Here is a 24,330-nt window from a genome sequence, read left to right as displayed (position 1 = left end):
ACGCTTTTTGCGCTTATGCTTCGCAATTTTAGCTCTTTTTCTTTTTTTTCCGCTTGGCATCGGTAAATAAGTTTTGATGTTAAATATTTAAGGTCGTTTCTGCGATAGCCGAACGAACCTGCTTGATTTCATCTTCCGTTTCGGCTATTTCAATAGAACGACTAAGATAAGAAATACTTTCATCAATCCTATCATGATGATACAAAATCATGCCCATAGCTAAAAAAGCACGGTAATAGGGCTCATGATTGGTTATGGCAGCCTCAAGTTTAGATAGGGCGTAATCATCGCGATTCATAGAAACAAGCGCGACCGCATAATCGGTAAGCAGCTCAGCGTTCTGAGTGAGGGCCAGTGCTTCTTCGAAACAATCCTGAGCGAGGGAAAGAAAATGATTTCTGAGATCAGTATCGGAAATAGTTTCGGCCCAGTTGTAATTAAGCATGGCTGCATTCCACCAATCCTGAGGGTCATTAACAATCATGGCAATATGACGGCTGGCCTGCGCGGCACCATCAAGCCTGCCGACACGCTGATGGAGCAGCATGAGTTCCCCGTAAAATGGTACTGCGCTTCTGGAAAGCGGTTCGATCTCAGAAAGGCGCTGCTCGATCTGAGCTACGCGTGCGGCAATTGCCTCGGGGTTGCTTACATCAACATCACCGTGAAACTCGAAATAAGTTTCGCTTGTTTGCCCGAAGCCTTCTCCGTGATGAACCGTTGATTGCCCGGTTTCCTGTTGCTGCTGGTCTTTAGACCGCATATCAAAGGCTATAATTACCGATAAACCGGCTATTGCAATCAGGAAGAACAAAAGATACCAGCGGTACATAATTAATTTGGATGTTTTATGATGGTTTCTGACAGAAATCATCAAATTAAGCCAAAAACATGAACAGCGGGTGAATCTCAGCCTGGTACACGCATATTGCCGCTAACTTCACGCTTAAATTCTTTGGAAACCTTCAGCACGGGCACGTACTGCTCAGGTACTATCACTTCTTCATTGGTTTTAGGATTACGGGCAACGCGCTGCGCACGCTTCACAACTTTAAAACTGCCGAAACCGCGTAATTCTATATTTTTTCCTTCTTTAAGAGAAGCTATTACTGTGTCCAGAAATCCGTTAACTACGGCTTCTGTTTCTGCTTTGGAGATACCGGTTGACTCTGTAATGATATCAACAATGTCAGCTTTAGTCATGATATAAACGTTTGGTTGTGGGTACTGATAATATTGTTAGGAATGACACTCAAGGCCAATTTAACGGGAATAAAGCATATAACTTTAATGCTCCCGCTATAGTTCACTCAGAATGGTTTTTGATTCAGTCTTTTGTCGGGAAATCCTGAATTTGGGTTATTCATGTTTATCAAAAATGCCTTATACTCTTAAATTCGTTTCAAAAGCATCCCGTCAATTAACTAACTACGCCGCATGGAATTCTTTGAGTCAATTGTTGACGTTCTTGAAAAAATCGTTTGGGATACACCAAGTGTCTTCCCGATGATGGTTATACTTTTATTGGGCTTTGGCATTTTTATTACTGCACGGCTCGGTTTTATACAGCTAAGAAAGCTGAAACACGGTTTCAAAGTTGTAACCGGGCAATACGATGATCCTAACGATGAGGGCGATGTTAATCATTTCCAGGCCCTTAGCACTGCTCTTAGCGCTACGGTTGGAATCGGTAATATTGCCGGTGTTGCGCTTGCCATCCATTTTGGCGGGCCGGGTGCGCTCGTATGGATGTGGGTTACCGCGCTGCTCGGTATGGCCGTTAAGTATGCTGAATGTACCCTGGCGGTACATTACCGCACCAAAAACGCCGACGGTTCCGTTTCGGGCGGCCCTATGTATTATATTGAAAAAGGGCTCGGTGGCAACTGGAAATGGATGGCTATGGCTTTTGCCGGTTTTACGGTTATCTGTTCTTTTTTCACAGGCAATGCCATTCAGGCAAACTCGGTTGCTGATGTAATGTCAAGCTCGTTTTCTGTTCCGGTCGTGGTAACAGGCTTTATAACCGCAAGTATAGTAGGCGTTGTAATTATTGGCGGAATTAAACGCATCGGCTATGTAACTTCCCGCCTCACTCCTCTTATGGCAGTTCTGTATGTGCTTGGTGCACTTGTTATTCTGATTCTTAATTACGATCAGGTACTGCCTTCCCTCTATTTGATTGTTACTTCTGCTTTTGACCCCGTTGCAGGCGCATTCGGCGTAGGCTCGGGCGCAATCATGACTACCCTGGTGTGGGGTGTTAAGCGCGGATTGTTTTCAAATGAAGCCGGTCAGGGTTCTGCACCTATTGCGCATGCCGCTGCAAAAACCGATGAGCCCGTTCGCGAAGGCGTTGTAGCTCTGCTCGAACCTTTCATCGACACCCTGATTGTCTGCACCATGACGGGCCTCGTAATCATCACCACCGGTGCCTGGGATACCAAGCACCCTGAATCCATTTCGCTTTCTGAAGGCAATACGAGCTTTGGATGGGTACAGAATTCTCCGCAGGCAGGCACTGAGCTGCCCCAACTTATTTTGTTTGAGGAAGGCCTGCCGGCAAGCGATGTACTCGTACAGCGGTTCCGGTTCAGTGTTGACACGCTCTTTGTAGATGCCGCACAGCAGGTGCCTTTCACTGGTGAAATTAACCTGAGCACACTCACCGCCACAACAGCTACAGGCGAGCAAATGGCAAGATTATTCGGGAACGCAATCGATAACGGTGCTTCACTTACCGCACGCGCATTTCAGATCGGCCTCGAGCCCATTATGCCCTGGGGCAGCCTGCTGGTTACCATCTGCGTGCTTTTATTTGCCATTTCCACCTCCATTAGCTGGAGTTACTATGGCGACCGTGGCGCGCAGTATCTTTTCGGGGATGGCGCCATCCTGCCTTTCCGGATTTTCTATGTATTTATGAACTTTGTAGGTGCCGTTATTGCACTTGAACTGGTGTGGCGGCTTGGGGATATTGCCCTGGGCCTTATGACAATCCCCAACCTGATTGCACTGTTTGCGCTCAGCGGCGTTGTTGTTAAACTCACCAACACCTACTTCAAAAAAATGGACGAAGAAGGCGAAGATTAATGAAGCCAAATCCTCAGAATTTTACTGAAATCAAGCATCCGGTTATCGCGCGGGATCTCACCATCCTGCGTGATAAACGCACCGATACAGCCAATTTCCGGCTGGCACTTTCGCGTATCTCAACCATCCTTGCCTATCACGCGCTCAATAATATCGGGCTGAGCAGCTTCGAGGTAGAAACGCCCATCCAAAAAACGACCGGCTACAAGCTCGATACCAACATCGTTGTAATTCCGATTTTGCGGGCAGGGCTCGGCCTGGTTGATGCCATCACAACCTTTGTGCCCGATGCACGCGTTGGTCATCTTGGTATGTACCGCGATGAAGTTACCAAAAAACCGGTCGATTACTACGTGAACGTGCCTGATGGCATAGAGAACGCACTGGTGCTTGTAATTGATCCCATGCTTGCAACCGGTGGCAGCGCCTGCGATGCCATTGGGTTTCTGAAATCGAAAGGGGCCCGTGAAATCCGCTTTATCTGCCTCATTGCCGCACCTGAAGGCGTAGCCGAAGTGCAGAAACATTTCCCCGATGTGGCCGTTATCACTGCCGCCCTCGACGAGCGCCTCAATGAGAACAAATTTATTGTTCCCGGGCTCGGGGATGCGGGTGACCGGATTTTTGGCACGACCTGACCCACATTTCTTTTCATGACAGCTTTGGCACAACACTGCCGCATTACCTTCAGGCTATTTGCCCTAATTACAGGGCTAATAGCCTTTTCTTTTATGATGCAGTCTTGCAGTGATGCAGATCAGCACAGAGACCGACCGCCCAACCCGCTCGCTGATACCCTTGCGGGCATGACCGAAAGCAATAACCCGCACATCGAAATTATAGCCGGCAATCGGGTTAGGGTGTCGGCAACCGCTCCCCGGGGCGTAACCCGCGAAAGTGCCAACCTCAATCGCACCGATTTGTTCGGGCCTCCTGTTGAAATCACTGTATTTGATTCCCTCGGGCATGTCGAAACTCATATAACTGCCAATCAGGCGAGCTTTCTGAGCCGGCAGTATCTGTTTGAATTTATTGGTGATGTGGATGTGCATACCGGCGAACAGCGCCGCCTTCGCACCGAGCAGCTCACCTGGGATGAAATCGGAAGCCGTTTTACCTCCAACGGTTTCGTAATTATCACCACACCTGAAGACAGCATTACCGGTTACGGACTCGTGGGCGATCAGGACCTCACCCAGTACCGCCTGAACCGCGTAACCGGGCAATTCCGCATCAATGATTAAAGCAAACGCCATCACCGGTCAATATATAGCCCTGCATCACCTCAGCAGGCTCAGGCTCAGATTAATGCTGCTGATCCTGCTATCGGTATCGGCGCAGCTTTGGCCGGCTGGCGGCGAGGCCGTTGCGCAAACACAAGTACGCCTGCTGTTTACAGAAAGCCTGCGCGGCGAAACTACGGAATTAGGCAGGGTACGCATCCTGCGGGGTAATGTAGAAATGGAGACCGACGAGCTGCATATCAAAGCTGACAGCGTGTACCAGTACCTGGACCGGAATTTCATCGACGCCTTCGGAAATATTCAGATCAGGACCGATAATCAGACCATTTGGTCAGACAGCCTCCGGTACAATACCCTGAACGATATGAGCCATTTTCGGGGGCGTGTTGTGGTTGAAGGCCGTACTGCAAGGCTTTTCAGTCATGAAATGATCTACAACTTCCTATTTGAAATCGCTGAGTTTCCGCAGCGAATCCGTTTGGTTGACCAAGCCGGTACACTACAGGCAAGCCGTGGATTTTATTTCAGCCTGCCGGACAGTGCTGCGTTTTACGGAAACGTTCAGCTTGCCGATTCCACACAATATGCGGAATCAGACACCCTTTATGCGGTGCGTTCAGCTGATTTTTATCAGTTGCGGGGCAATGTTTTCCTCGAAGATTTTACGGAGCGTACACGCATGCGGGGCCGTTTCAGCCAGAGCGACAGTACCGGTTTCCGTGAACTTCGGGGCGATGCCCGCCTGCAGCGGGTGAATGAAGCTGAAACCGACACTACCTACCTAACGGCAAACCGCATCGAAGTTATCAACCGGGATACCGTCAATATCGTGAACGGTTTTGAGAACGTGCGCATCTGGGCTGAGCGTTACGCCTCCCTTTCTGATGAATCGACCTATGATGATAATTCAGGTCTTTTCCGCCTCACCGGTGCAGCCAGGCTGTGGCAGCGCGACCTTCAGCTGTCTGGTGAAGTGATTGATATTCAGCTTGCTGATGACGAAATCGACTACCTGTTCGCCTTCCCCAAACCCATAGCTGTAACCCCCGACAGCATCACCGGAAGATTCAATCAGATTCTCGGTGATTCCCTTTGGATTTATTTTGATGAGGGGGAAATCTCACAAATGCGTGTTGAACCGAACGCAGAAATGATCATTCACGAACGGGATGAAAACGACCGGCCCGAATTTGCTATTCAGATCTCGGCAGAGCGGTTACTGATGTTTTTCAGCGAGGCTGGCATCGACAGCCTAAAATATTTCCGAACCATAGAGGGGCGTTACATTCCGGAGATACAAAACCCGGAAAGCATTCGTCTTGAAGGTTTTCAGTACGAGCTGCAGCTGCGGCCTGATAAGCCTGAAACCTGGCTCTTCCCATCCCTCCCCCCCATCAGTGAAGAGCCCTTCTTCCCGCTGCCACAGCGCTATCTCGATTTTTTGAGGGAACGAGAAACCGGGACGGAATCACCCTGAGTTCAGTTTATCACAGAGAAAAAAGGCAAATCACCAGCCCGGCTCAACCCTCAGGCTAAGCAGCAGCAAAAGCACTTTCATGCACAACATAAGCCGCAAGCAGTTTCTGCAGCCGAAGGCGGCCGCGGTTTAGGCGGCTTTTTACCGTGCCAAGAGGCAGATTCACCGCCTTCGAAATTTCTTCATAGCTCAGATGGTGGTACTCACGCATTTCAAGCAGCTCACGGTACTCAGAAGGCAGCTGCTTCACAGCATCTGAAATTACGCGCAGCATCAGCGCATTACCGGTCTGTTCGTCAGGCAGCGGGCTTTCATCGGGCAACTGTACTGTCACAATGGTTTCGGGGTCGTCCGGGTCCTGATCTATGGAAACAGCATGATGCCGTTTCTGTTTTCTGAAACGGGTACGCATCAGGTTACCCGCTATCGTGTAAAGCCATGTGGAAAAGCGCGCAATTTCTTCGTAGCTGTTGCGGCTGCTGTACACCCTCAGAAAAGTTTCCTGAACAATATCCTCTGTATCCTGCTGATGCCTGGTGTAGCGAAATAAGTAAAGATACAGGCGGCTCTCATATCGCTTCATCAACTCGCTGAACGCCTCATCACTGCCACCCTGAAAGCAGCGCATCACCTGCTCGTCTGTCAGTCCTTCAAAATGATTTTCCCTTGTCCGGAATTGTTCATCATCCATAAAATGACCTTACCTGAGGAGGAGCCGCCGGAAGTTAACCTTCCTGAACAGCCCGGATTGCCGGTTTTAGTTAACACGGACTCAGGTAAGAATACGCCTAAGCATCAAAATAAAAACGGCTTTGGGGTCAAGCTTGCTGTACCCTTTCACTGCACGATCGGCATCTAAAATGGCCTCAAAAATAAGCGGCATTTCTTCAGGCCTGTATTTTGATGCATCCTTTGCCAGAAATTTTAGCCGCCATTCATTCACTTTCAGCTTTACTGCAATTTCTGACGGGCTCATGCCCTTAGCCGAATATTTCAGAAAACTCCACATAATCGTGAAGTTTCCGTAAATCAGCGACATCATTCTGAAAATCTCACCTGTGTCCGTGTCTTTATTCTGCAATAAACGTTCCGCAATGTAAAGGGTGAGTTTTGTATCCCGTGCAGAAAGTGCGTTTGCAAGCTCAAAAGCCGTGTATTCACGTGAAATCTTAACTACTTCTTTTACATCTTTCCTGGTTAAGACCGTTCGCCTGCCCGCATAATCGTTTATTTTTTCCAATTCTTTAGACAGTTCATGTAGCCTATTGCCTACAAGACTATACAAATAAAGCACGGCCTCATGCTCAATTTGTTTACCAAATTTTTTCTGAGCCCGCTCCACAATCCAGTCGAGTACTACTTTTTCTGAAGGTGCCGACGAAACAAAAAACTCACAATGCTCAGACTGGCTCAGCGCTTTGCCAAAACGCGTATTCCCCGCAGGCTTCTGACTATCAATCAGTACAAGCACCGTTGATTCCAGCGGGCGGCTGAAATACGGGATGAAGATTTCCAGGCCTGCTTCCGGTTTTTGGGTCGTATTATCAGCCAACACCTTTCGCTCAGTGCATTTCATGAACTCACGAACAATTACAAAGCGCCGGCCGCCGCTGAAGGCGTAACTTTTGGCTGAATCCAAGATACGCGACGGATCAACATCATTGCCATAAAGCAGCTCGTAATCAAACGATTGGCTTTCAGGCGGTATCATTTCAATGATTTTCTGCTGCAGTTCATCAATATATAAGGGTTCATCCCCGCACAAAAAATAAACAGGTTTGAACTTTCCGGCTTCAAGGTCCCGCATAATGCGCTCGAATTCCTGCTGCGGTTCGGCTTTGTTGCTTCGTTTGGCCATATATTAATAAGCGTTTTCCGGCAAATCTTTTTTGATGGGATGATGACGGGCTCCCGGTTCTTTCCGGTGCCAGATATTTATCAAAAATACCAAATCATTCCGGCTTTTTCTTTTTTTATGCAGGGCGATGCAGAAAGCCTCAAACTTTGGAAGCCCTTAAAATACAAAAACCCGTCCGCAAAAGTCATTAGCGGACGGGTTTTTACCGGGGGAAGGTTTCGTAGCCCTGATGGCTTTAAGGTGTAAGACGGCCGAGCATACGCGGAAACGGGATGGTTTCACGAACATGGCTAAGACCGCAGATCCAGGCTACGGTGCGTTCCAGGCCCAAACCAAAGCCGCTGTGAGGCACCGTACCGAATCGGCGGAGGTCCAGGTACCAGTCGAATACACTTTCATCCAGATCGTGCTCTTTAATCCGCGCACGCAGGGTTTCGAGGTCGTCTTCCCGCTGTGCCCCGCCAATCATTTCGCCGTAGCCTTCCGGTGCGAGTACATCCACACCGAGTGCCACACGGTCGTCGTTAGGGTCGCGCTTCATGTAAAAAGCCTTGATTTCAGCTGGATAGCCGTGTACCATAATCGGGCGGTCGAAGTGCATCGTAAGCAGGGTTTCGTCGCTGCCGCCGAAATCATCACCCCATTTGGTTTCAAGGGCCGATTTACGCCATACCGGCAGGTTTCTCAGGTTTTCTTCGGCTTCTTCGCGCTGTGCACGCAATTCTTTCAGGCGGCGGTCGATCTGGAATTTTCTTCCTTTTTTGGCTTTGCCGTGCTCTGCTTCCAGCTGCGGTATTTCAGTACTAATTGCCTGGAGTGCCGCGGTATTATCGCGCTCCATAGTATCGAGCAGGTTTTTGGTCTTCTCGCCGGAAAGCAGCTCAACAGCTTCGGTGTAGGTGATACGCGGAAAAGGTTTCTTCACTTGCTCCAGCTTGCTTACATCCCGGCCGAGGGTTTCCAGCTCGCTGCGGCAGTCGAGCAGAACCCGCTCCACTATAAACACAACCATATCTTCGGCAAGGTCCATGTTCAATTTGAGGTCGTAGAACGCCATCTCGGGTTCAATCATCCAGAACTCGGTGAGGTGCCGGCGGGTCTTGCTCTTTTCCGCCCGGAAGGTCGGGCCGAAGGTGTATATCTTGCCGTGTGCCAGTGCCATGGCTTCCCCGTACAGCTGCCCTGACTGACTCAGGTAGGCTTTCTGATCGAAGTAATCGGTTTCGAACAGGTTGGTTGTGCCCTCAGCAGCATTACCTGTAAAGATGGGGGCATCCATCTGTACAAAACCCTGCTGCTGAAAAAATTCATGAACGGCAAAAATAATGCGGTTCCGAACCCGCATAGCAGCCCACTGGCGCTGACTGCGAAGCCACAGGTGCCGGTTTTCCATCAGGAACTCAACGCCGTGCTCTTTGGGAGTGATGGGATAATCCCGGGCGATCTGAATAATATCAAGGTCGCGTACGTGCATTTCATAACCACCAGCACTGCGGTCGTCTTTTTTTACCATGCCCTTAATACGTAGCGAAGACTCCTGAGTGAGCTGCCCTGCCTTATCCCATACCTTTTCGGGCACATCATCTTTTGATACGATGCACTGGCAAAGGCCGGAGCCATCCCGCATGATTACAAAAATGAGAGATTTACTGCTGCGGATGTTCTGCACCCAACCCTGCAGGGTAGCCGTTTGGTCTTCAAACTGATGCAGTCCGCTTATATAGGTCGTGTTTTCAGCTGTCATGATTCAGGTACTAAAATCGTTTCGGTGAAAAATTCCGGATTGAAAAAATCAACGGCGAAGTTACGAATCTCTTCGGAAGTTACCGCGTCGATATGTTCCACAAGCTCATCAAGCGAGATGTAGCGGTCGAAATAAAGCTCGCTCTTTGCGAGGCGGGTCATACGGTTGCTCATATTTTCCTGCCCGAGCAGGAGTTTTCCTTTCAGCTGCGACTTGGCTTCCATCAGCTCTTTTTCCGGTACGATTTCACTGCCAAGACGGCCAAGTTCCTGATAAATAAGCTCCTGAACGTGTTCGGCATAGCTTTCATCGGTTCCGGCATACACACCAAAAAGTCCGGTATCGTGATAGGCCTGATTAAAAGAAGAAACTGAGTAGCAGTAGCCGTACTTCTCACGGATGTTCTGATTCAGGCGTGAACTCATTCCGCCGCTCAGCAGCGTATTGGCGAGCAGCAGTTCGTAACGGTTCGGATGGTTGATACCCAGCGAGCGGCGGCCCAGCACCAGGTGCGTCTGCTCAATGGCACGGCTTACGCGCTTGTGCTGCTTCACAAAGGTACTGAGCGGCAGGTCTTCCACAGGAACGTAGGGTGATGAATCGACCGTAAAGTAGCGCAGTGCCAGATCCACGATTTCCTGATGGGTTACGTTGCCGGCTACAGAAAGCACGGTGTTTGCCGGGTTGTAGCGCTGCGCAAGGTAGGCACTCAGGGCATCCTGAGCGAATGAATTTACGGTGTGTTCATAGCCAAGAATCGGCCGCCCGAGCGGATGGTTTTCGAACATCAGGCCGTTGAAGATTTCGAAGATGTAATCTTCGGGTGAATCCCGGTACATCTTCATTTCTTCGATAATCACCTTTTTTTCTTTTTCGATTTCTTCGGGGGGGAAAGTTGAGCGCAGCACCATATCGGAAAGTACATCTATGGCCCGCTCCTTCTCGGAATCGAGGCAGCGGCTGTAGTAGCAGGTGTGCTCAAGCGAAGTGAAGGCATTCAGGAAACCCCCAACCGACTCCATCGTCTGCACGATGTCGAAGGCGCTGCGGTTTTCGGTGCCTTTAAACAGCATGTGCTCCAGAAAATGGGTGATGCCCGCCTGCCGGTCAGTTTCGTGCCGGCTGCCGGTTTTCACCCAAACGCCACATGAGAGGCTGCGCACCGAATCTATGGTTTCGGTTACGATTCGCAGGCCGTTAGGCAGCGTCGTTTTTTGAATATCATCCTGTGGATAGCGTTTCATAAATTCCTGATAAATAATAATTATTGGCCTTTGAGAGGAGATGTTAAACCAGCTGCCCGCATAGGGGCGTGATGCCTTCACCCGAAAAAAAGAGCAAAAAATAAAAGCGCCGGTTGAACACATCAACGGCGCTTTTAAAAGTAAAGCAAAGGCTGCTACCGTTCGCACGGTGCGCAGCCGTTAAGTTGGCTGCTCAGGTTTAGTTGTTGTCAAGCAGGGCTTTCATGGAAAGGCGGAGTTTGCCGCCGGCTTCCACGCGCACAAGTTTAACCTGAATTTTCTGACCTTCAGTGAGCACATCTTCCACGTTGCGGATACGCTCGTGAGAGATTTCAGAGATGTGGAGCAGGCCGTCTTTGCCCGGCATGATTTCCACAAAAGCGCCGTACTCTTTAATGGAGCGGACGGTACCTTCATAAATTTCGCCTTCTTCAGGTTTACCGGCAATTGCTTTGATACGCGCGAGGGCAGCTTCTGCTTTTTCAGCGGAATCGGCTGCGATTGTCACGATGCCTTTGTTGTCCACTTCTTCGATCATGATTTCGGTGCCGGTTTCTTTCTGAATGGCCTGAATCACTTTACCGCCCGGCCCGATGATGGCACCAATCATGTCGGTATCCACTTCGTAACGGGTGAAGCTTGGTGCATATTTAGAAATGCTCTGACGCGGTGTTGAGATGCTTTCAGCCATGCGTTCGAGAATGTGGAGGCGGCCGGCTTTGGCCTGTTTGAGGGCCTCGAGCATCACTTCCGGCGTAATACCCTGCACTTTGATATCCATCTGACACGCAGTTACGCCTTCAGACGTACCGGTAATTTTGAAGTCCATATCACCGAAGTGATCTTCTTCACCAGAGATGTCGGAGAGAACGATGTAATCGCCGTCGGCACCCATACAAAGGCCCATAGCGATACCGGCAACAGGCTTCTTCATTGGCACACCGGCATCCATCAGCGCCATAGAACCGCCGCAAACGGAGGCCATAGATGAAGAGCCATTGCTCTCAAGAATGTCGCTTACAACACGAACGGTGTAGCCGAACTCTTCGGCGGAAGGCGCCATAATTTTGAGGGCGCGCTCGGCCAGATTTCCGTGTCCGATTTCGCGACGGCTAACACCGCGCAGCATTTTAGCCTCTCCGGTACAGAAGGGCGGGAAATTGTAATCAAGCATGAAGCGCTTGGAGTTGGTGTTGAAGAGCGTATCAACTGACTGCTCGTCGCGCTTGGTACCGAGAGTTACGGTTACGAGGGCCTGTGTTTCACCGCGGGTGAATATGGCCGAACCGTGTGTACGGGGCAGATAGCCGACTTCGGTCCAGATATCGCGGATGGTATCGGCTTCGCGGCCGTCGATGCGAACGCGGTCTTTAAGCATCATGGTGCGTATAGCATCCTGCTGAATGTCGTGACAAATCTTGTCGATATCCTGCTCCTGCTCGGGAAATTCTTCGGCAAGCGCGGCTTTTACTTCATCGTAAATAGCCTTGTTGGCTTCAGAATAAGCTTTTTTACCGAGCTGTGCTTTTGAAGCTGTGTAAAAACGATCACCAACGAGTGCTTGTACTTTTTCAACGAGGGTTTCTTCCGGCTTGGGAATAGAAACCTCACGCTTTTCTTTACCGAACTCAGCGCGGATCTCTTCCTGGAAAGCGCAGAGTTTCTTAATTGCTTCGTGAGCGATCTGAATAGCTTCGAGCATGTCTTCCTCAGAAACTTCGTGCATTTCGCCTTCGACCATTACGATACTGTCTTTCAGACCGCCAACGGTGAGGTCGAGGTCTGCTGTTGCGAGCTCATCAACGGTTGGGTTAACGATGAATTCACCAAAAACGCGGCCGATACGAACCTGCGCCATAGGCCCGGCAAAAGGAGCGTCTGAAAGGTGAAGCGCGCAGGATGCTGCAACGGGCGCAATAACATCGGCATCATTCTGACCGTCAGACGAAATCACCTGGCAAATTACCTGGGTTTCGTTCATGAATCCATCCGGGAAAAGCGGACGGATGGTACGGTCGATTAGGCGTGCGGAAAGGATTTCCTTCTCTGAAGGACGACCTTCACGCTTGATGAAGCCACCGGGAAACTTGCCTCCGGCGGCGTAGCTCTCGCGGAACTCCACGGTGAGCGGAAAAAAGGGCTGGCCGGGGCGCGCATCCTGTGCAACAACGGCGGTTGCGAGTACCATGGTGTCACCCAGGCGGGCAACAACACTACCGTGCGCCTGTTTTGCAAGGCGGCCGGTTTCGATGCTCAGGGTTTTACCCGGAGCGAATTCTACTGATCTGAAATCTGCTTTCATTATATTTTAACTGCGTTTAACTGCTGGAAACGGCTTACTGTGAATGCTTTTTCACAGCTCCGGCTTCCGGTAATGATACTGCAGCACACCTGATTGTGCACTTGCAGCGGTTGGCTTGTGCAGCACAAAAGGCAGTTTTTCTATGAAGCCCGGTACTACATGGCGCAGGCGGATTCAAGAGGCAAGCGCAGCAACTGTGGTTTAGTACAGCGGGTGCGCGGGCTTGTTAAATCCGCAACGGCGCATCGTGGCATTAGGGCATCAATTAAAAAAGAACAGCCTGTGCTACAAAAAAGGCACGGGGTTACCGTGCCTTTTTGGAGAAACGAAAAGCTTACTTACGAATACCGAGCTGCTGAATGAGCGTGCGGTAGCCTTCAATATCTTTTTTCATCAGGTAGTTGAGCAAGCGACGACGCTTACCAACTAATTTAAGAAGACCAAGACGGGTTGAGTGATCTTTCTTATGTATTTTAAGGTGACCGGTAAGGCGGTTAATCCGCTCGGTAAAGAGCGCAATCTGACCTTCTACGGAACCTGTATCTTCGCCATTTTTGCCGTATTTCTCAAAAATAGCTTTTTTTTCTTCTTGTGAGACGTTCATAAAATGAATGTATCCGCTTTAGATTAATATCATGCTAAAGTAGAAACTTTAACTGTTAAGCCTGTTAATATAGCGCTTTAAACAGTTGTATGCAATCTGCTTTATCCTGATGCAGCTGTGCCCGAAGGGCATCAAGTCCTTCAAATTTTTTTTCTTCCCGTATTTTATCATAAAAGCGAACCCGAAGCTGCCGCCCGTATATATCACTTGTGAAACCGAAGATATTGACTTCAATTCGAAGTTCTGCCGAACTCGTGACTGTTGGTCTTACGCCAATATTGAGCATGCCCTTATAAACCTGATCGTCGAGCAGCACTTCTACCGCATACACCCCCTTTTGAGGGATAACTTTCCGGGTTTCTTCAATTTTGAGGTTAGCTGTAGGAAAGCCCAGTATCCGGCCCTTTTTATCGCCATGCACAACCATACCGCTCAGCGGATACGGCCTGCCAAGCATGGTGCGGGCAAGGCGCACATCCCCCTTTTCCACAAGTGCCTTACGGATTAGCGTTGAACTTACCGTATGGTGGGCAACTTCATGGGCCTGAATTAGGTGTACGTTATAGCCAAGCGTTCCGGAAAGTTCCTTTACTGTTTGGATGGTGCCTTCACGATTTTTACCGAACTGATGGTCGTACCCGATGATAAATTCAGCGATTCCGATTTTACTGAAAAGAATTTTTTGGATGAAATCCTGAGAACTGAGCAGGGAGAAATCCCGGTCAAACGGAATCACAACCATGGCATCAACCCCGAGTTGCTGCAGTATTTCGGCTCTTTCTTCCAGTGTTGTGAGCAGGCCTACAGTGTTGTGCCCGCCGTGCAGCACTTCCCGCGGGTGGGGATTGAACGTAACGAGTACGCTCCTGCCGTTTATTTCCCGCGCCTTAGTTACGAGCTTTTCAATGAGGGTACGGTGCCCGAGGTGTACCCCGTCGAAAGTACCGACTGTTATCGCGGTTTGGGGGTGATGGGTGGCATCGTTAAGATAAGTCAATGACGTCATCAGCTTTGAAACGAGATACGAGTTCTGTTGCAGTTAATGCCCGTTCAACCGAATATGGGCCTATTTGGGTTCGTCTGAGGGCCGTAAGGTGGGCGCGGCTGCCGAGAGCCAGCCCCAAATCGTGGGCAAGGCTCCGAATGTAAGTGCCTTTACTGCAGGTAATTTCCAGTTCAGCTTCTCCTGCAGAGGCATCATAGCTGCTCAGTTCAATTTTATGAATTACAACGGTACGCAGGCTTCTTTCTACTTCCAGTCCTTTTCGGGCTAATTTGTACAGCCGCTGCCCTTTTATTTTAATAGCCGAATACATGGGCGGCACTTGCTGAATTTCACCGGTAAAACACTCTTTCAGCTTTGCTGCCACAGCATGATGGGTGATATGGCTAAAAGAAGATGTGGCATCCGGCTCGGTTTCAGCATCATAACTGGGTGTTGAGGCGCCGAACTGAACCCTTGCCTCATAAACCTTAATGCCATCCTGAACAGCCGAAACAGACTTTGTAGCCTTCCCGGTGCACAGCACCAGCAGACCGGTAGCCATGGGGTCGAGGGTTCCGGCATGACCAACTTTTTTGATGCCAATGAGCCGTCTCGTAAGCCCTACGAGCCGAAAACTGCTCCACCCGCCAGGTTTGTCGAGCAGAATCACAGCACCGGCAGTGTAATCATGATCGAGCAGCTGCTCATCAGCTGTGTGCCGGTCAGCATGAAAAAAACTGCCGGGTTCGGGCGGCGATTTAGCCGGCATATTCTCCATTCATTTTTTATCGTCTTCCGGTGGAGCCGGAGGAATATCCTTCACCTTGCGAAAAAGGTTTTCCATTTTACTGGCATACTCTGCAGTTTCATCCCGATAAAACTCAATTTCGGGCATTTTCCGCAGCTGATGCCGTAGCAGGGCAGAAAGTGCGGCACGAATTGCGGTTTTTTTATCAGACAGCATCTGATATACCGTTTCGTCAGCACCGCTGCTGTCAATCACGCTGATGTAAACCCGCGCAATCGAAAGATCGGGAGTCATTTTTACATCAGTAATGGTAATAATATTGTTGTGCTGGTAATCAAGCAGGATTTTGCTCAAATCCTGCTTAATTACCGACGCAACCCGCTGTGTTCTGATACTCATAACTTTATTGGGTTTGGCATGAACAGCGGTTAGTTGGAAGAGTCAAGCGTACGCTTGGTTTCAACCATTTCGTATCCTTCAATTACATCACCGACTTTAATATCGTTGAAGTTCTTGATACTGATACCACATTCGTAGCCGGTGAGGACTTCCTTCGCGTCGTCTTTAAAACGCTTGAGTGAAGAAATTTCCCCGGTAAATATTACGATGCCGTCGCGAATGAGACGTACTCGTGTATTCCGGGTGATTTTCCCTTCCGTAACATAACAGCCGGCAATGGTACCGACACCAGGTACTTTAAAGGTATCGCGTACATCAACAGAAGCTGTAATTTTTTCACTGATATCCGGTGAAAGCATGCCTTCGAGGGCATCGCGAACCAGATCGACAGCTTCGTAGATAATGCTGAACAGACGGATGTCGATTTCTTCTTTTTCGGCAAGTTTTCGTGCATTGGCAGTCGGGCGTACCTGAAAACCGATGATGATAGCGTTCGAAGCCGTTGCAAGCAGCACGTCAGTTTCACTGATAGCTCCCACACCGGTATGTATAATGTTTACTATCACTTCGCCGGTACCGAGTTTTTGCAGTGCACCTGAAAGGGCTTCAATAGAGCCATCCACATCACCTTTTATGATGATATTAAGCTCAGAAACATTACCAGCCGACATTCTCCGCGCGAACTCGTCGAGGCTCATGTGTTTCACCTTGCGCAGTTCCTGCTCGCGCTTAATCTGCTGACGTTTCAGCGCGATATTCTTAGCTGTTTTCTCATCGTTGGTAACGTTGAATTTATCACCTGCCTGCGGCTGACCATCGAAACCGGTGAGCTGAATAGGAGTAGCGGGGCCGGCGGTTTCAATACGCTGACCGCGCTCATTTTCCATAGCACGTACACGACCGAAGTGTTTACCGGCAACAAAGGTATCGCCAATTTTGAGGGTTCCCTTAAGAATGAGCACATTGGCCACTACCCCTTTACCGCGGTCGAGCTTGGTTTCCAGCACGATACCTGCGGCATTCCGCTCGGGATTGGCCTTCAGCTCAAGCAGCTCTGCTTCAATGAGCACTTTCTCAAGCAGCTCATCGATACCGGTTCCGGTTTTAGCCGAAACGCGGGCACACTGAACGCTGCCGCCCCAATCTTCCACAAGCACGTTATGATCTGACAGCTGCTGCATAATTTTATCGGGGTTCGCAGCTTCCTTGTCAATCTTGTTTAAGGCAACTACCAGAGAAACTCCGGCAGCCTGAGCATGATTAATCGCTTCAATGGTTTGCGGCATCACCGAATCGTCAGCCGCCACAACCAGAATTACAATATCAGTTACCTGTGCACCACGGGCACGCATGGCCGTAAAAGCCTCATGACCAGGTGTATCGAGGAAGGATATTTTCCGGCCGCCGTCGAGTTCAACCGCGTAAGCACCGATGTGCTGGGTAATTCCGCCGGCCTCGCCTTCTGCGACTTTGGTTTTCTTGATGTGATCGAGCAGGGATGTTTTACCGTGATCAACGTGACCCATAACCGTAACGATGGGTGCACGAGGAAGCAGATCTGCTTCATCATCTTCATCTTCTTCGAAAATTTCTTCAGCTACCGCATCGGCATCTACAAACCGGATTTCCTTATCATATTCCTCAGCGATAAGCTCGATGGTACCTGCTTCAAGGCGCTGATTGATTGACACCATGAGGCCGAGGTTCATGCAGCTCGTAATTACCTGAGTAGGGCTGATATCGAAAAGCTGTGCAAGATCGCTCACCGTGATAAATTCAGTAACCTCAATAACTGACTGCTGTTCTTCCTGAATCATAGCTTCGAGCTCGCGTTTTTCAGCCATCTGATCGCGCTTTTCACGTCTCCGCTTCTGACGCTGCTTGCCTTTTCCGCCCTGTGCAGCAGCCATAGTTTCCCTGACCTTTTTATCTGCTTCCTTAGCGGTTACATCGGGACTTACAGCCTTCTTGCGGATGCGTTTCTTTTTGAGCTTGGAAGCGTCTTCAGTTGCCGGCTCAGGCTTTTCAGCCAGCTTGGCTTTTTTGCGCACCAGCACTTCTTCAGGCGTTTCTTCGGTTTTAACCTTTTTACGCTTTCTTTTTTTGCGTTTTTTGGCTGTCGCATCAGCGCCTTCTTCCGGGGGAAGTACATTGATGGTACCGAGAACCTTGGTGCCTTTCAGACGGTTTTTATCGCGTGCACGTATAAGATCGTCGTCGTCTTCCGCTTCATCCGGTTCAGGGATAACGGGTGCCTTTTCTGTTTTGGGAGGCATTTTGGGCCTGTCATCAAACTTGGGCCTGGGTTCAAACTTAGGCTTCGGCTCGAATTTTGGCCTGGGCTCAAATTTCGGCTTATCAGCAGGTTTTGGCTCCGCAGCTTTTTGTGGAGTTGCCTGAGGCGCTTTTGCGGAAGCTGAATCCGCGTCAGCTGATTTTTCAGGGGCAGCTTTCGCAGCAGGTTTTTCTTCTGCTGGCGGGGAAACCGGGGTTTTGGCAGCTTCCGCTGGTTTTTCGGTTTTAACGACCTCTTTTTCAGGCGCTTTTGCTAACTCTTCCTTTGCAACTTCTGCCGGAAGAGCAACAGGCTCAGGTTTGGGTTCCGGTTTTGGCTCAGGAGCTTTCAGAGGTTCCGGTTTGTCCGTTTGCGGTTCCAGAGCAGGTTCGCTAACAACAGCTTTAGGAGCAGCCGGTACGGGCGGCAAAGGCTTAACGGATGGCTCCTCGGGTGTCAGCAGATTATCAACGGATGCCGAACGCGGCACAGGCTTGGCAGCATTTTCTCTTTTCTCGCGTGCCAGCTCATGTTCCTGATGCCTCGCTTTATCTGAACCATACAATGACTCGAGCGCCGAATACATCTCAGGCGTAATTTTGGAATTAGGCTTGTTATCGACCTCAAAATCATTTTTGGCTAACGCCTCGACAATGGTTTGTGTCGCGACATTAAATTCCTGTGCTACTTTAAATAATCGCTTTGGCTTTGCACCGTTCGACATACAATAAATCTGACTGATTATAAATAACTATTAATTTAACTCATCTTCATCAAACTCATCGCGAATCATTTTGAAGATGTTTTTTGCGCTGTACTCGTCGATCCGACCGTTGGTTCTGCGAACAAGTTCGCCCGGATTGAGGCGCAGTACGGCACGTGCGCTGTCGCACCCTATTTCATAAAGTACATCAATTACATCGGGTCCGAAATCTTCTTCGAACTCCGAAATTTCGATATCGTCTTCGTAATCTGTTTCACGATACACATCGATCTCGCACTCTGTTAGCAATGAGGCCAGTTTGATGTTTACACCACCTTTCCCAATGGCTTTAGAAACCTGATCAGCAGGTACGTTAACCTTTGCATGGTTGCCTTTGGGATTAAGCTCTACTGATAACACCCTTGCAGGCTGCAGTGCACGCTTAATAAACTCTACCTTGTCGGTTGTAAAGTTGATGACATCAATATTCTCATTACAGAGCTCACGCACGATAGAGTGAATGCGGATGCCTTTCATACCAACACATGCCCCAACAGCATCAACGCGCTCATCATTGGAAATAACGGCTACCTTAGACCGGTCGCCGGGTTCACGAACAACCCGCTTGATTTCGATAATGCGATCATACACTTCAGGAATTTCATTTTCAAACAAACGCTCAAGGAAAGCCGGCGAAGTACGTGAAACAATAATGCTGAGGTTGCCATTATCCATATTTACTTCTTCAATCACGCAACGGATAGTATCGCCTTTACGGTAACGGTCTTTCGGAATCTGCTGGTTTTTGGGCATCACGAGTTCCGTACCGTTGTGATTAATAAGCATATCACGGGCACGAATCTGATAAACATCACCCAGCACAATTTCCCCGATGCGTTCAGTGTACTCCTGAAACAGCTTTTCCTTTTCAATCTCACGGATACGCTGTGCCAGTGTCTGACGTGCTGTAAGTACCGACCTGCGCCCGAAATCTGTAATAAAGATTTCCTGAGCATACTCATCAAACAACTCAAGGTCGGGATCAAGCCTGATCGCTTCCGAGTATTTAATTTCAGTTACATCATTGGTGAGCTCGTCATCAGGTACTACTTCACGGGTATGAAACATCTGAATATCACCCCGGTCGGGATTCAGAATAATTTCAAAGGCTTCGTCTGAACCGTACTTACGACGTATCATGGAGCGAAAAACATCCTCAAGGATGGTCATAAGCATATCTTTGCCGATGTTTTTCTCTCGGGCAATCTCGGCAAAGTACTGTATAATAAGTTTGCTTTCTTCGTTTGGCATGAGTTTCTCCGGAATAAGTATCTCTTAGAAAGTCGGTACGATTTTAGTTTCAATGATGTCTTCAAACCTGATGAAAGAATCGGTTTTGGCTGCCTCAAGCACAATACCTTCATCATTAACTTCCTTTAAAAGACCCTCGTTTACCAAAACTTTAGGGCCTTTTTCAGTTTCACTTTGATGCTTTACCTTAGCCGTTCTGCCTTTATTAAGGTGATATTGCCTCACAAGTTTTAAAGGCCTGTCAAGCCCCGGCGAGGAAACGTTGAGAGTAAAGCGTTCGCCCAGTAAATCGTGGGCTTCAATTACGGTTTGCAGCTGCCGGCTGATCAGGGCGCAGTCGTCCAGTTTAATACCACCGGCATCAGATTCTACATACACCGATAGCGCGGGCGATTTGGAGCTGCTCTTGAGCTCTAAATCAACCAAAAAAACATCACTTCGGGTGATGTTGCGTTCTATCAACCCGCGAAGCTGATCAAGTTGTGTATCTTTCTGAAGCATAAATTTAATTAGACTTGAAAGCAGGCTGTCCGAACCGGCAGATCAGGGCATTTTTACAGATGCATCCTTCGCTGCCGTCAAACAGCCGTACATATAAATCGGTCTGATACAAAAAAAGTGAGACCCGTAAGTGCGGGCTCACTTTCTTTCAGATTGCTAATATACGCTTTTTGGAAGCCTTATACAAACCACTGACCACCCCGCTGAGCAGAACTCTGTGAACAGCAGCTTGTTGCTTTACTTAAATTGTGCAACATAATTGCATCTTATTACTAAAACAGCTCAACAGCTTATGCTTAACTTTATGCCCATGCTTTCTTAACTTCGCGCTTCGCACTTTGGCAATCACTTTCCTCTCAACTAACATTCCTGACTTTATGAGACTGCCTGCTTACTTTGTTGCACCGGCATTTGCCTTGCTCTTTTTATTGTTCAATGCCTGCAGCGATGATAACGGTGGCACCGGTGAACAGACAGGCAGTGCTGCGGCTGCCCGTGTGCTTGAGTACCCGGCTACCGTTCATTTCAAAACTTCACATGATGCGCAGGAACCTTCTGCTACCGTTAGGGTAGCTGTTGCTGAAAGCAACATGGCAAGACAGCAGGGGCTGATGAACGTTTACGAAATGCCGGAAGACGGGGGCATGATCTTCATTTTTGATCAGCAGCAGCCCCTTAGTTTTTGGATGGCGAACACCCCTCTATCGCTCGACATGGTATTCGTTAATGATGAATTTGAGATTGTCCGTATTCATCAGAATACCACTCCTTTCTCTCAGCAGCAGTACCCTTCCGGCCGACCAGCGCTATACGTAGTTGAGGTTCACGGCGGGTTCACCGCCCGGCACGATATACAGGAGGGTCATTTTATCGAGTTCATACGGTAATAGCGTATCGTTTTCAGCTATAATTTGCCTGGCTTTTTACCGTTTCCAAAACCATTCATCTGTTAATCATAAGGTTCATTTTTCTATGGCCGCCATTGCTTTATCTCACTTAAAAAAATCATATCCTGAACCATCAACGGGGCTTAAGCAAGCCGTTTTGGACATACCCTCACTGAAGGTTGAAGCCGGCACACATATTGCACTCCGCGGCACCTCAGGGTCCGGAAAAACTACGCTTCTCCACTGCATCAGCGGCATGACCCTACCTGATTCAGGCGAAATCAGCATTTTGGGAAGGGATATTACAAAACTTGCCGAATCCCGGCGGGACCGCTTCCGTGCCAACCACATAGGCTACATTTTTCAGTCTTTCAACCTGCTTGACGGCTTCACTGCCCTGGAAAATGTGCAGCTGGGCATGCAGTTTGCCGATAAGAAAATCCCGCCGGCACGGGCAGAGGATCTGCTGAAGCGAGTCGGGCTTGGCGAACGGCTGCATAACAGGCCCTCTCAGCTGTCAGTTGGGCAACAGCAGCGCGTTTGCATTGCCAGGGCACTTGCCAACGACCCGGAGATTATTCTGGCAGATGAGCCCACAGGATCACTCGACCCCAAAACATCGGCTGAAGTGCTGGCGCTGATTAAAGAAATCACGGCCGGTAAAACGCTTATCCTGGTGAGCCACGAAACCGAAGTGCTTGCCGAATTTGAAATCAACATCGATCTCACAGAATTAAACCAGGCGGTTCCCGTATGAGTCCTGTAAAGATAGTTTTCAAAAATATGAAGCTGCGGCTTCTCAGCACTCTGCTTACCATTGGCTCAGTAGCGCTGGCCGCATCCCTCGTTATTGCGGTGCAGACCCTCGAACGCGAAACCGAACAGGGTTACACCCAAACTTCGGTCGGCTTCGATTTAATCCTCGCTGCACCCGGCAGCCGGATGCAAACGACCCTCAACACAATCTATCACCTTGAAACCTCTACCGGGGTAATTCCCGGAGATGTGTATCAGATCGCCCTTCGCGACGGCCGCATCGATCAGGCTTTTCCCGTTTTTGTAGGTGACAACTACCGCGGCGTACGGGTTGTAGGTACCTCAGCCGGGTTTATCGCTGAAGGCGAACCCCGCTCCGGGCAGCCTTTCCAGATCGCAGAAGGCCGGAATTTTGAACGCCCTTTTGAAGCCGTAATCGGCAGCAATGCAGCACGAAGGCTCGGCATCGGAATTGGGCACACCTTTTTTATGACGCACGGTGTAAGCGAGCTTGATGGTGACGACATTGAGCCGCACGTGCATGATGAGTTCGAACTTGTAATTACGGGCATTCTCGAGCCCAGCCGCACTGCCCACGACAATGTAATTTTTACCAGCATCTACAGTGCCTATGCAGTGCACTACCATGCGCATGACCACGAGCACGATCACGACCACGAGCACAACGATCACGACCATGCGCACGGTCATGATCATGACCACGACCACGACCACGAGCACGAGCAAGACCACAACCACGATCATGGTGAGGACCATGACCACGCTTCTCACAGTCATGGCAGCGACAATGCGCACGACCACAGCCATACGCACCGGCACAGCCACAGCCACCATGCACTGGCTGATACGGAGCGCCTTTACGCCATGACCGAGCGGCTCAGCCGTCAGTTTCCGCACCCGCTTTCGGAGTATGAAAGCCGTGTAAGCCGCCTCGATGCCGTTTTACTGAGTTTTGGCAATCAGGCTGCCGCGCTGCAGATTGCCGGCATGATCAATATGCCGACACCCCAAAATCCGCTGCTGGCGCGCAATATGATGCGCGATCCCTTCTTTGCACACAAAGATGAACTAATGGCCGTAGTGCCCGCCATGCAGATTCAGGAACTGATGAGCATTATCGGGAATGCCGAACTTGTGCTTCGCTATGTAGGCTGGCTCGTATTTATCGTAGCTCTTTTCGGCGTTCTGGTTGCCATCTACAACACCATGGAAGAACGCCGCCGCGATATCGCCATCATCCGCTCCCTTGGTGCAAGGCGCGGAACCGTGCTCGGGCTTATCCTGCTGGAAGCCGGTTTCATTGTGGGTATCGGCTGTATTCTGGGGCTTGCCGGCGGTATCGGAATTGTAGCCGCCACAGCTCCGTTTATAGCTGAAACCGCCGGTATCATCGTTTCGGCCTATGCAATAGACAGCGCTCAGTTCGTTACCTTGCTAACGTTTGTATTGCTCGGTATTTTGGCAGGTATCATACCAGCACTCAAAGCTTACCGCACGGATGTTGTCGCAAATCTTGCTCCCTAACCCCTCAACTTTTTGAAACTATGAAGACTGTATCAGGCTTGTTCATCGTCCTTTTCACGCTTTCTGTATTTGGCGCAGCACCCACGATAACTTCAGCTGCCGTTGGTGAGGCGGGCCTTTCTGAGGCTTCATCAGAAGCACCCCGCATCATGTTCAGCGATTTCAGACGCTACCAGATTCACCGGCAAAATGCAGCGGTACCCGAAGACCTCAAAGCGCTGAACGGGCAGGAAATCAGCGTAGTGGGCTATATGGTGCCTTTCGACCGTATCGAAAACATCACACAGTTTATTCTGCTTCAGGCTCCGTTTATGGGTTGCATGCACGTGCCGCCGCCTCAAGCCAATGAAACACTGATGATCGAAACTACCAGACCATTAGCAACTTATACCTTCGACCCCCTCCGCGTTACAGGTACACTTAAGATAGACGAAGTTTACGTGGAAGGTTTTCTCGTGAGCGTTTACACCATCAGCAATGCTCGGGTTTCCTCAAGCAGTGCTTCCGATGCTGAACTCGAAGGACTTCCTGATAACTTCCATTTTTACGGCGATCTGTAAACTTCGCCGTTTAGGATTTTTCCAAAAAAGAAAGCCCGGTCTGGAGTTCACCTCCGGGCCGGGCTTTTTTAATTTAAAAACAGGCAGCGGCAGA

At 49.5% G+C, this 24,330-nt stretch carries 23 protein-coding genes; 9 read left to right on the top strand and 14 right to left on the bottom strand.

Annotated features, from left to right (window positions below; all coding sequences use genetic code 11):
* Nucleotides 1-79 precede the first annotated feature (79 nt).
* The gene (locus LAT75_RS02715; protein WP_291481086.1) at nucleotides 80-832 is read right to left on the bottom strand and encodes a hypothetical protein; all 753 of its coding nucleotides are present in this window, start codon (nucleotides 830-832) and stop codon (nucleotides 80-82) included.
* A gap of 77 nt (nucleotides 833-909) precedes the next feature.
* Entirely contained in the window at nucleotides 910-1,203 is a 294-nt protein-coding gene (locus LAT75_RS02710; RefSeq protein WP_291481085.1) for an HU family DNA-binding protein, read from the bottom strand.
* Between the two features lie 234 nt (nucleotides 1,204-1,437).
* On the opposite strand from LAT75_RS02710, the gene LAT75_RS02705 reads away from it, so the two are divergent.
* The 4 genes from LAT75_RS02705 to LAT75_RS02690 all read left to right on the top strand — a co-directional run bounded on the left by LAT75_RS02705 (nucleotide 1,438) and on the right by LAT75_RS02690 (nucleotide 5,814).
* On the top strand, nucleotides 1,438-3,093 hold the full coding sequence (locus LAT75_RS02705) for a sodium:alanine symporter family protein (RefSeq protein WP_291481084.1): 1,656 nt from the start codon (nucleotides 1,438-1,440) through the stop codon (nucleotides 3,091-3,093).
* Nucleotides 3,093-3,731 carry a uracil phosphoribosyltransferase gene (upp, locus tag LAT75_RS02700; RefSeq protein WP_291481083.1) on the top strand — a complete coding sequence of 213 codons (639 nt, stop codon included), beginning with the start codon at nucleotides 3,093-3,095 and terminating at the stop codon, nucleotides 3,729-3,731. The genes LAT75_RS02705 and upp overlap by 1 nt, the downstream gene beginning before the upstream one ends.
* Before the next feature lie 93 nt (nucleotides 3,732-3,824).
* On the top strand, nucleotides 3,825-4,337 hold the full coding sequence (lptC, locus tag LAT75_RS02695) for an LPS export ABC transporter periplasmic protein LptC (RefSeq protein ID WP_291481082.1): 513 nt from the start codon (nucleotides 3,825-3,827) through the stop codon (nucleotides 4,335-4,337).
* Nucleotides 4,330-5,814 carry an OstA-like protein gene (locus tag LAT75_RS02690; protein ID WP_291481081.1) on the top strand — a complete coding sequence of 495 codons (1,485 nt, stop codon included), beginning with the start codon at nucleotides 4,330-4,332 and terminating at the stop codon, nucleotides 5,812-5,814. The genes lptC and LAT75_RS02690 overlap by 8 nt, the downstream gene beginning before the upstream one ends.
* 55 nt (nucleotides 5,815-5,869) lie before the next feature.
* Here the strand turns inward: LAT75_RS02690 and LAT75_RS02685 are convergent, their stop codons facing one another.
* Nucleotides 5,870-6,505 (bottom strand): sigma-70 family RNA polymerase sigma factor, encoded by a 636-nt coding sequence (locus LAT75_RS02685; protein ID WP_291481080.1) that lies wholly within the window; start codon nucleotides 6,503-6,505, stop codon nucleotides 5,870-5,872.
* Nucleotides 6,506-6,586: 81 nt separating this feature from the next.
* Nucleotides 6,587-7,672, bottom strand: a complete 1,086-nt coding sequence (gene holA / locus LAT75_RS02680) for a DNA polymerase III subunit delta (RefSeq protein WP_291481079.1) — start codon at nucleotides 7,670-7,672, stop codon at nucleotides 6,587-6,589.
* A gap of 39 nt (nucleotides 7,673-7,711) precedes the next feature.
* Here holA and LAT75_RS02675 point away from each other — a divergent pair, with 39 nt between their 5' ends.
* A complete protein-coding gene (locus LAT75_RS02675) occupies nucleotides 7,712-7,918 on the top strand; it encodes a hypothetical protein (protein WP_291481078.1) in 207 nt (68 codons plus the stop codon).
* On the opposite strand, the gene LAT75_RS02670 is transcribed toward LAT75_RS02675, so the two are convergent.
* The 10 genes from LAT75_RS02670 to LAT75_RS02625 form a co-directional block, all read right to left on the bottom strand.
* On the bottom strand, nucleotides 7,908-9,416 hold the full coding sequence (locus LAT75_RS02670; RefSeq protein WP_291481077.1) for an asparagine--tRNA ligase: 1,509 nt from the start codon (nucleotides 9,414-9,416) through the stop codon (nucleotides 7,908-7,910). The two genes, LAT75_RS02675 and LAT75_RS02670, sit on opposite strands and share 11 nt — an antisense overlap.
* Nucleotides 9,413-10,660 (bottom strand): pitrilysin family protein, encoded by a 1,248-nt coding sequence (locus LAT75_RS02665; protein WP_291481076.1) that lies wholly within the window; start codon nucleotides 10,658-10,660, stop codon nucleotides 9,413-9,415. The genes LAT75_RS02670 and LAT75_RS02665 overlap by 4 nt, the downstream gene beginning before the upstream one ends.
* A 199-nt stretch (nucleotides 10,661-10,859) precedes the next feature.
* Complete coding sequence (pnp, locus tag LAT75_RS02660; RefSeq protein ID WP_291481075.1) at nucleotides 10,860-12,962, bottom strand: polyribonucleotide nucleotidyltransferase; 2,103 nt, start codon at nucleotides 12,960-12,962, stop codon at nucleotides 10,860-10,862.
* 334 nt (nucleotides 12,963-13,296) lie between these two features.
* Nucleotides 13,297-13,566 (bottom strand): 30S ribosomal protein S15, encoded by a 270-nt coding sequence (rpsO, locus tag LAT75_RS02655; protein ID WP_291481074.1) that lies wholly within the window; start codon nucleotides 13,564-13,566, stop codon nucleotides 13,297-13,299.
* Between the two features lie 64 nt (nucleotides 13,567-13,630).
* Complete coding sequence (locus LAT75_RS02650; protein ID WP_291481073.1) at nucleotides 13,631-14,572, bottom strand: bifunctional riboflavin kinase/FAD synthetase; 942 nt, start codon at nucleotides 14,570-14,572, stop codon at nucleotides 13,631-13,633.
* Nucleotides 14,550-15,320, bottom strand: a complete 771-nt coding sequence (gene truB, locus LAT75_RS02645; RefSeq protein WP_291481072.1) for a tRNA pseudouridine(55) synthase TruB — start codon at nucleotides 15,318-15,320, stop codon at nucleotides 14,550-14,552. Before truB ends, LAT75_RS02650 begins: the two co-directional genes overlap by 23 nt.
* A gap of 9 nt (nucleotides 15,321-15,329) precedes the next feature.
* Nucleotides 15,330-15,698, bottom strand: a complete 369-nt coding sequence (rbfA, locus tag LAT75_RS02640; protein ID WP_291481071.1) for a 30S ribosome-binding factor RbfA — start codon at nucleotides 15,696-15,698, stop codon at nucleotides 15,330-15,332.
* A gap of 29 nt (nucleotides 15,699-15,727) precedes the next feature.
* Entirely contained in the window at nucleotides 15,728-18,697 is a 2,970-nt protein-coding gene (infB, locus tag LAT75_RS02635; protein ID WP_291481070.1) for a translation initiation factor IF-2, read from the bottom strand.
* A 30-nt stretch (nucleotides 18,698-18,727) separates the two neighbouring features.
* Nucleotides 18,728-19,987 carry a transcription termination factor NusA gene (gene nusA / locus LAT75_RS02630; protein WP_291481069.1) on the bottom strand — a complete coding sequence of 420 codons (1,260 nt, stop codon included), beginning with the start codon at nucleotides 19,985-19,987 and terminating at the stop codon, nucleotides 18,728-18,730.
* 24 nt (nucleotides 19,988-20,011) lie between these two features.
* Complete coding sequence (locus LAT75_RS02625) at nucleotides 20,012-20,488, bottom strand: hypothetical protein (RefSeq protein ID WP_291481068.1); 477 nt, start codon at nucleotides 20,486-20,488, stop codon at nucleotides 20,012-20,014.
* 377 nt (nucleotides 20,489-20,865) lie between these two features.
* Between LAT75_RS02625 and LAT75_RS02620 the strand changes: the two genes are divergently transcribed.
* The 4 genes from LAT75_RS02620 (at nucleotide 20,866) to LAT75_RS02605 (ending at nucleotide 24,236) form a co-directional block, all read left to right on the top strand.
* On the top strand, nucleotides 20,866-21,375 hold the full coding sequence (locus LAT75_RS02620) for a DUF192 domain-containing protein (RefSeq protein WP_291481067.1): 510 nt from the start codon (nucleotides 20,866-20,868) through the stop codon (nucleotides 21,373-21,375).
* A gap of 157 nt (nucleotides 21,376-21,532) precedes the next feature.
* On the top strand, nucleotides 21,533-22,132 hold the full coding sequence (locus LAT75_RS02615; RefSeq protein WP_291481066.1) for an ABC transporter ATP-binding protein: 600 nt from the start codon (nucleotides 21,533-21,535) through the stop codon (nucleotides 22,130-22,132).
* Entirely contained in the window at nucleotides 22,129-23,676 is a 1,548-nt protein-coding gene (locus LAT75_RS02610) for an ABC transporter permease (protein WP_291481065.1), read from the top strand. Before LAT75_RS02615 ends, LAT75_RS02610 begins: the two co-directional genes overlap by 4 nt.
* 20 nt (nucleotides 23,677-23,696) lie before the next feature.
* Complete coding sequence (locus LAT75_RS02605) at nucleotides 23,697-24,236, top strand: DUF3299 domain-containing protein (protein ID WP_291481064.1); 540 nt, start codon at nucleotides 23,697-23,699, stop codon at nucleotides 24,234-24,236.
* The last annotated feature ends 94 nt before the right edge of the window (nucleotides 24,237-24,330 follow it).

This window comes from Cyclonatronum sp. (assembly GCF_022565315.1).
In the GTDB taxonomy this organism is placed as follows: Bacteria; Bacteroidota; Rhodothermia; order Balneolales; family Cyclonatronaceae; genus Cyclonatronum.
Note: the sequence above shows the minus strand (reverse complement) of the source record. Positions and strands in the feature narration are given on the sequence as shown.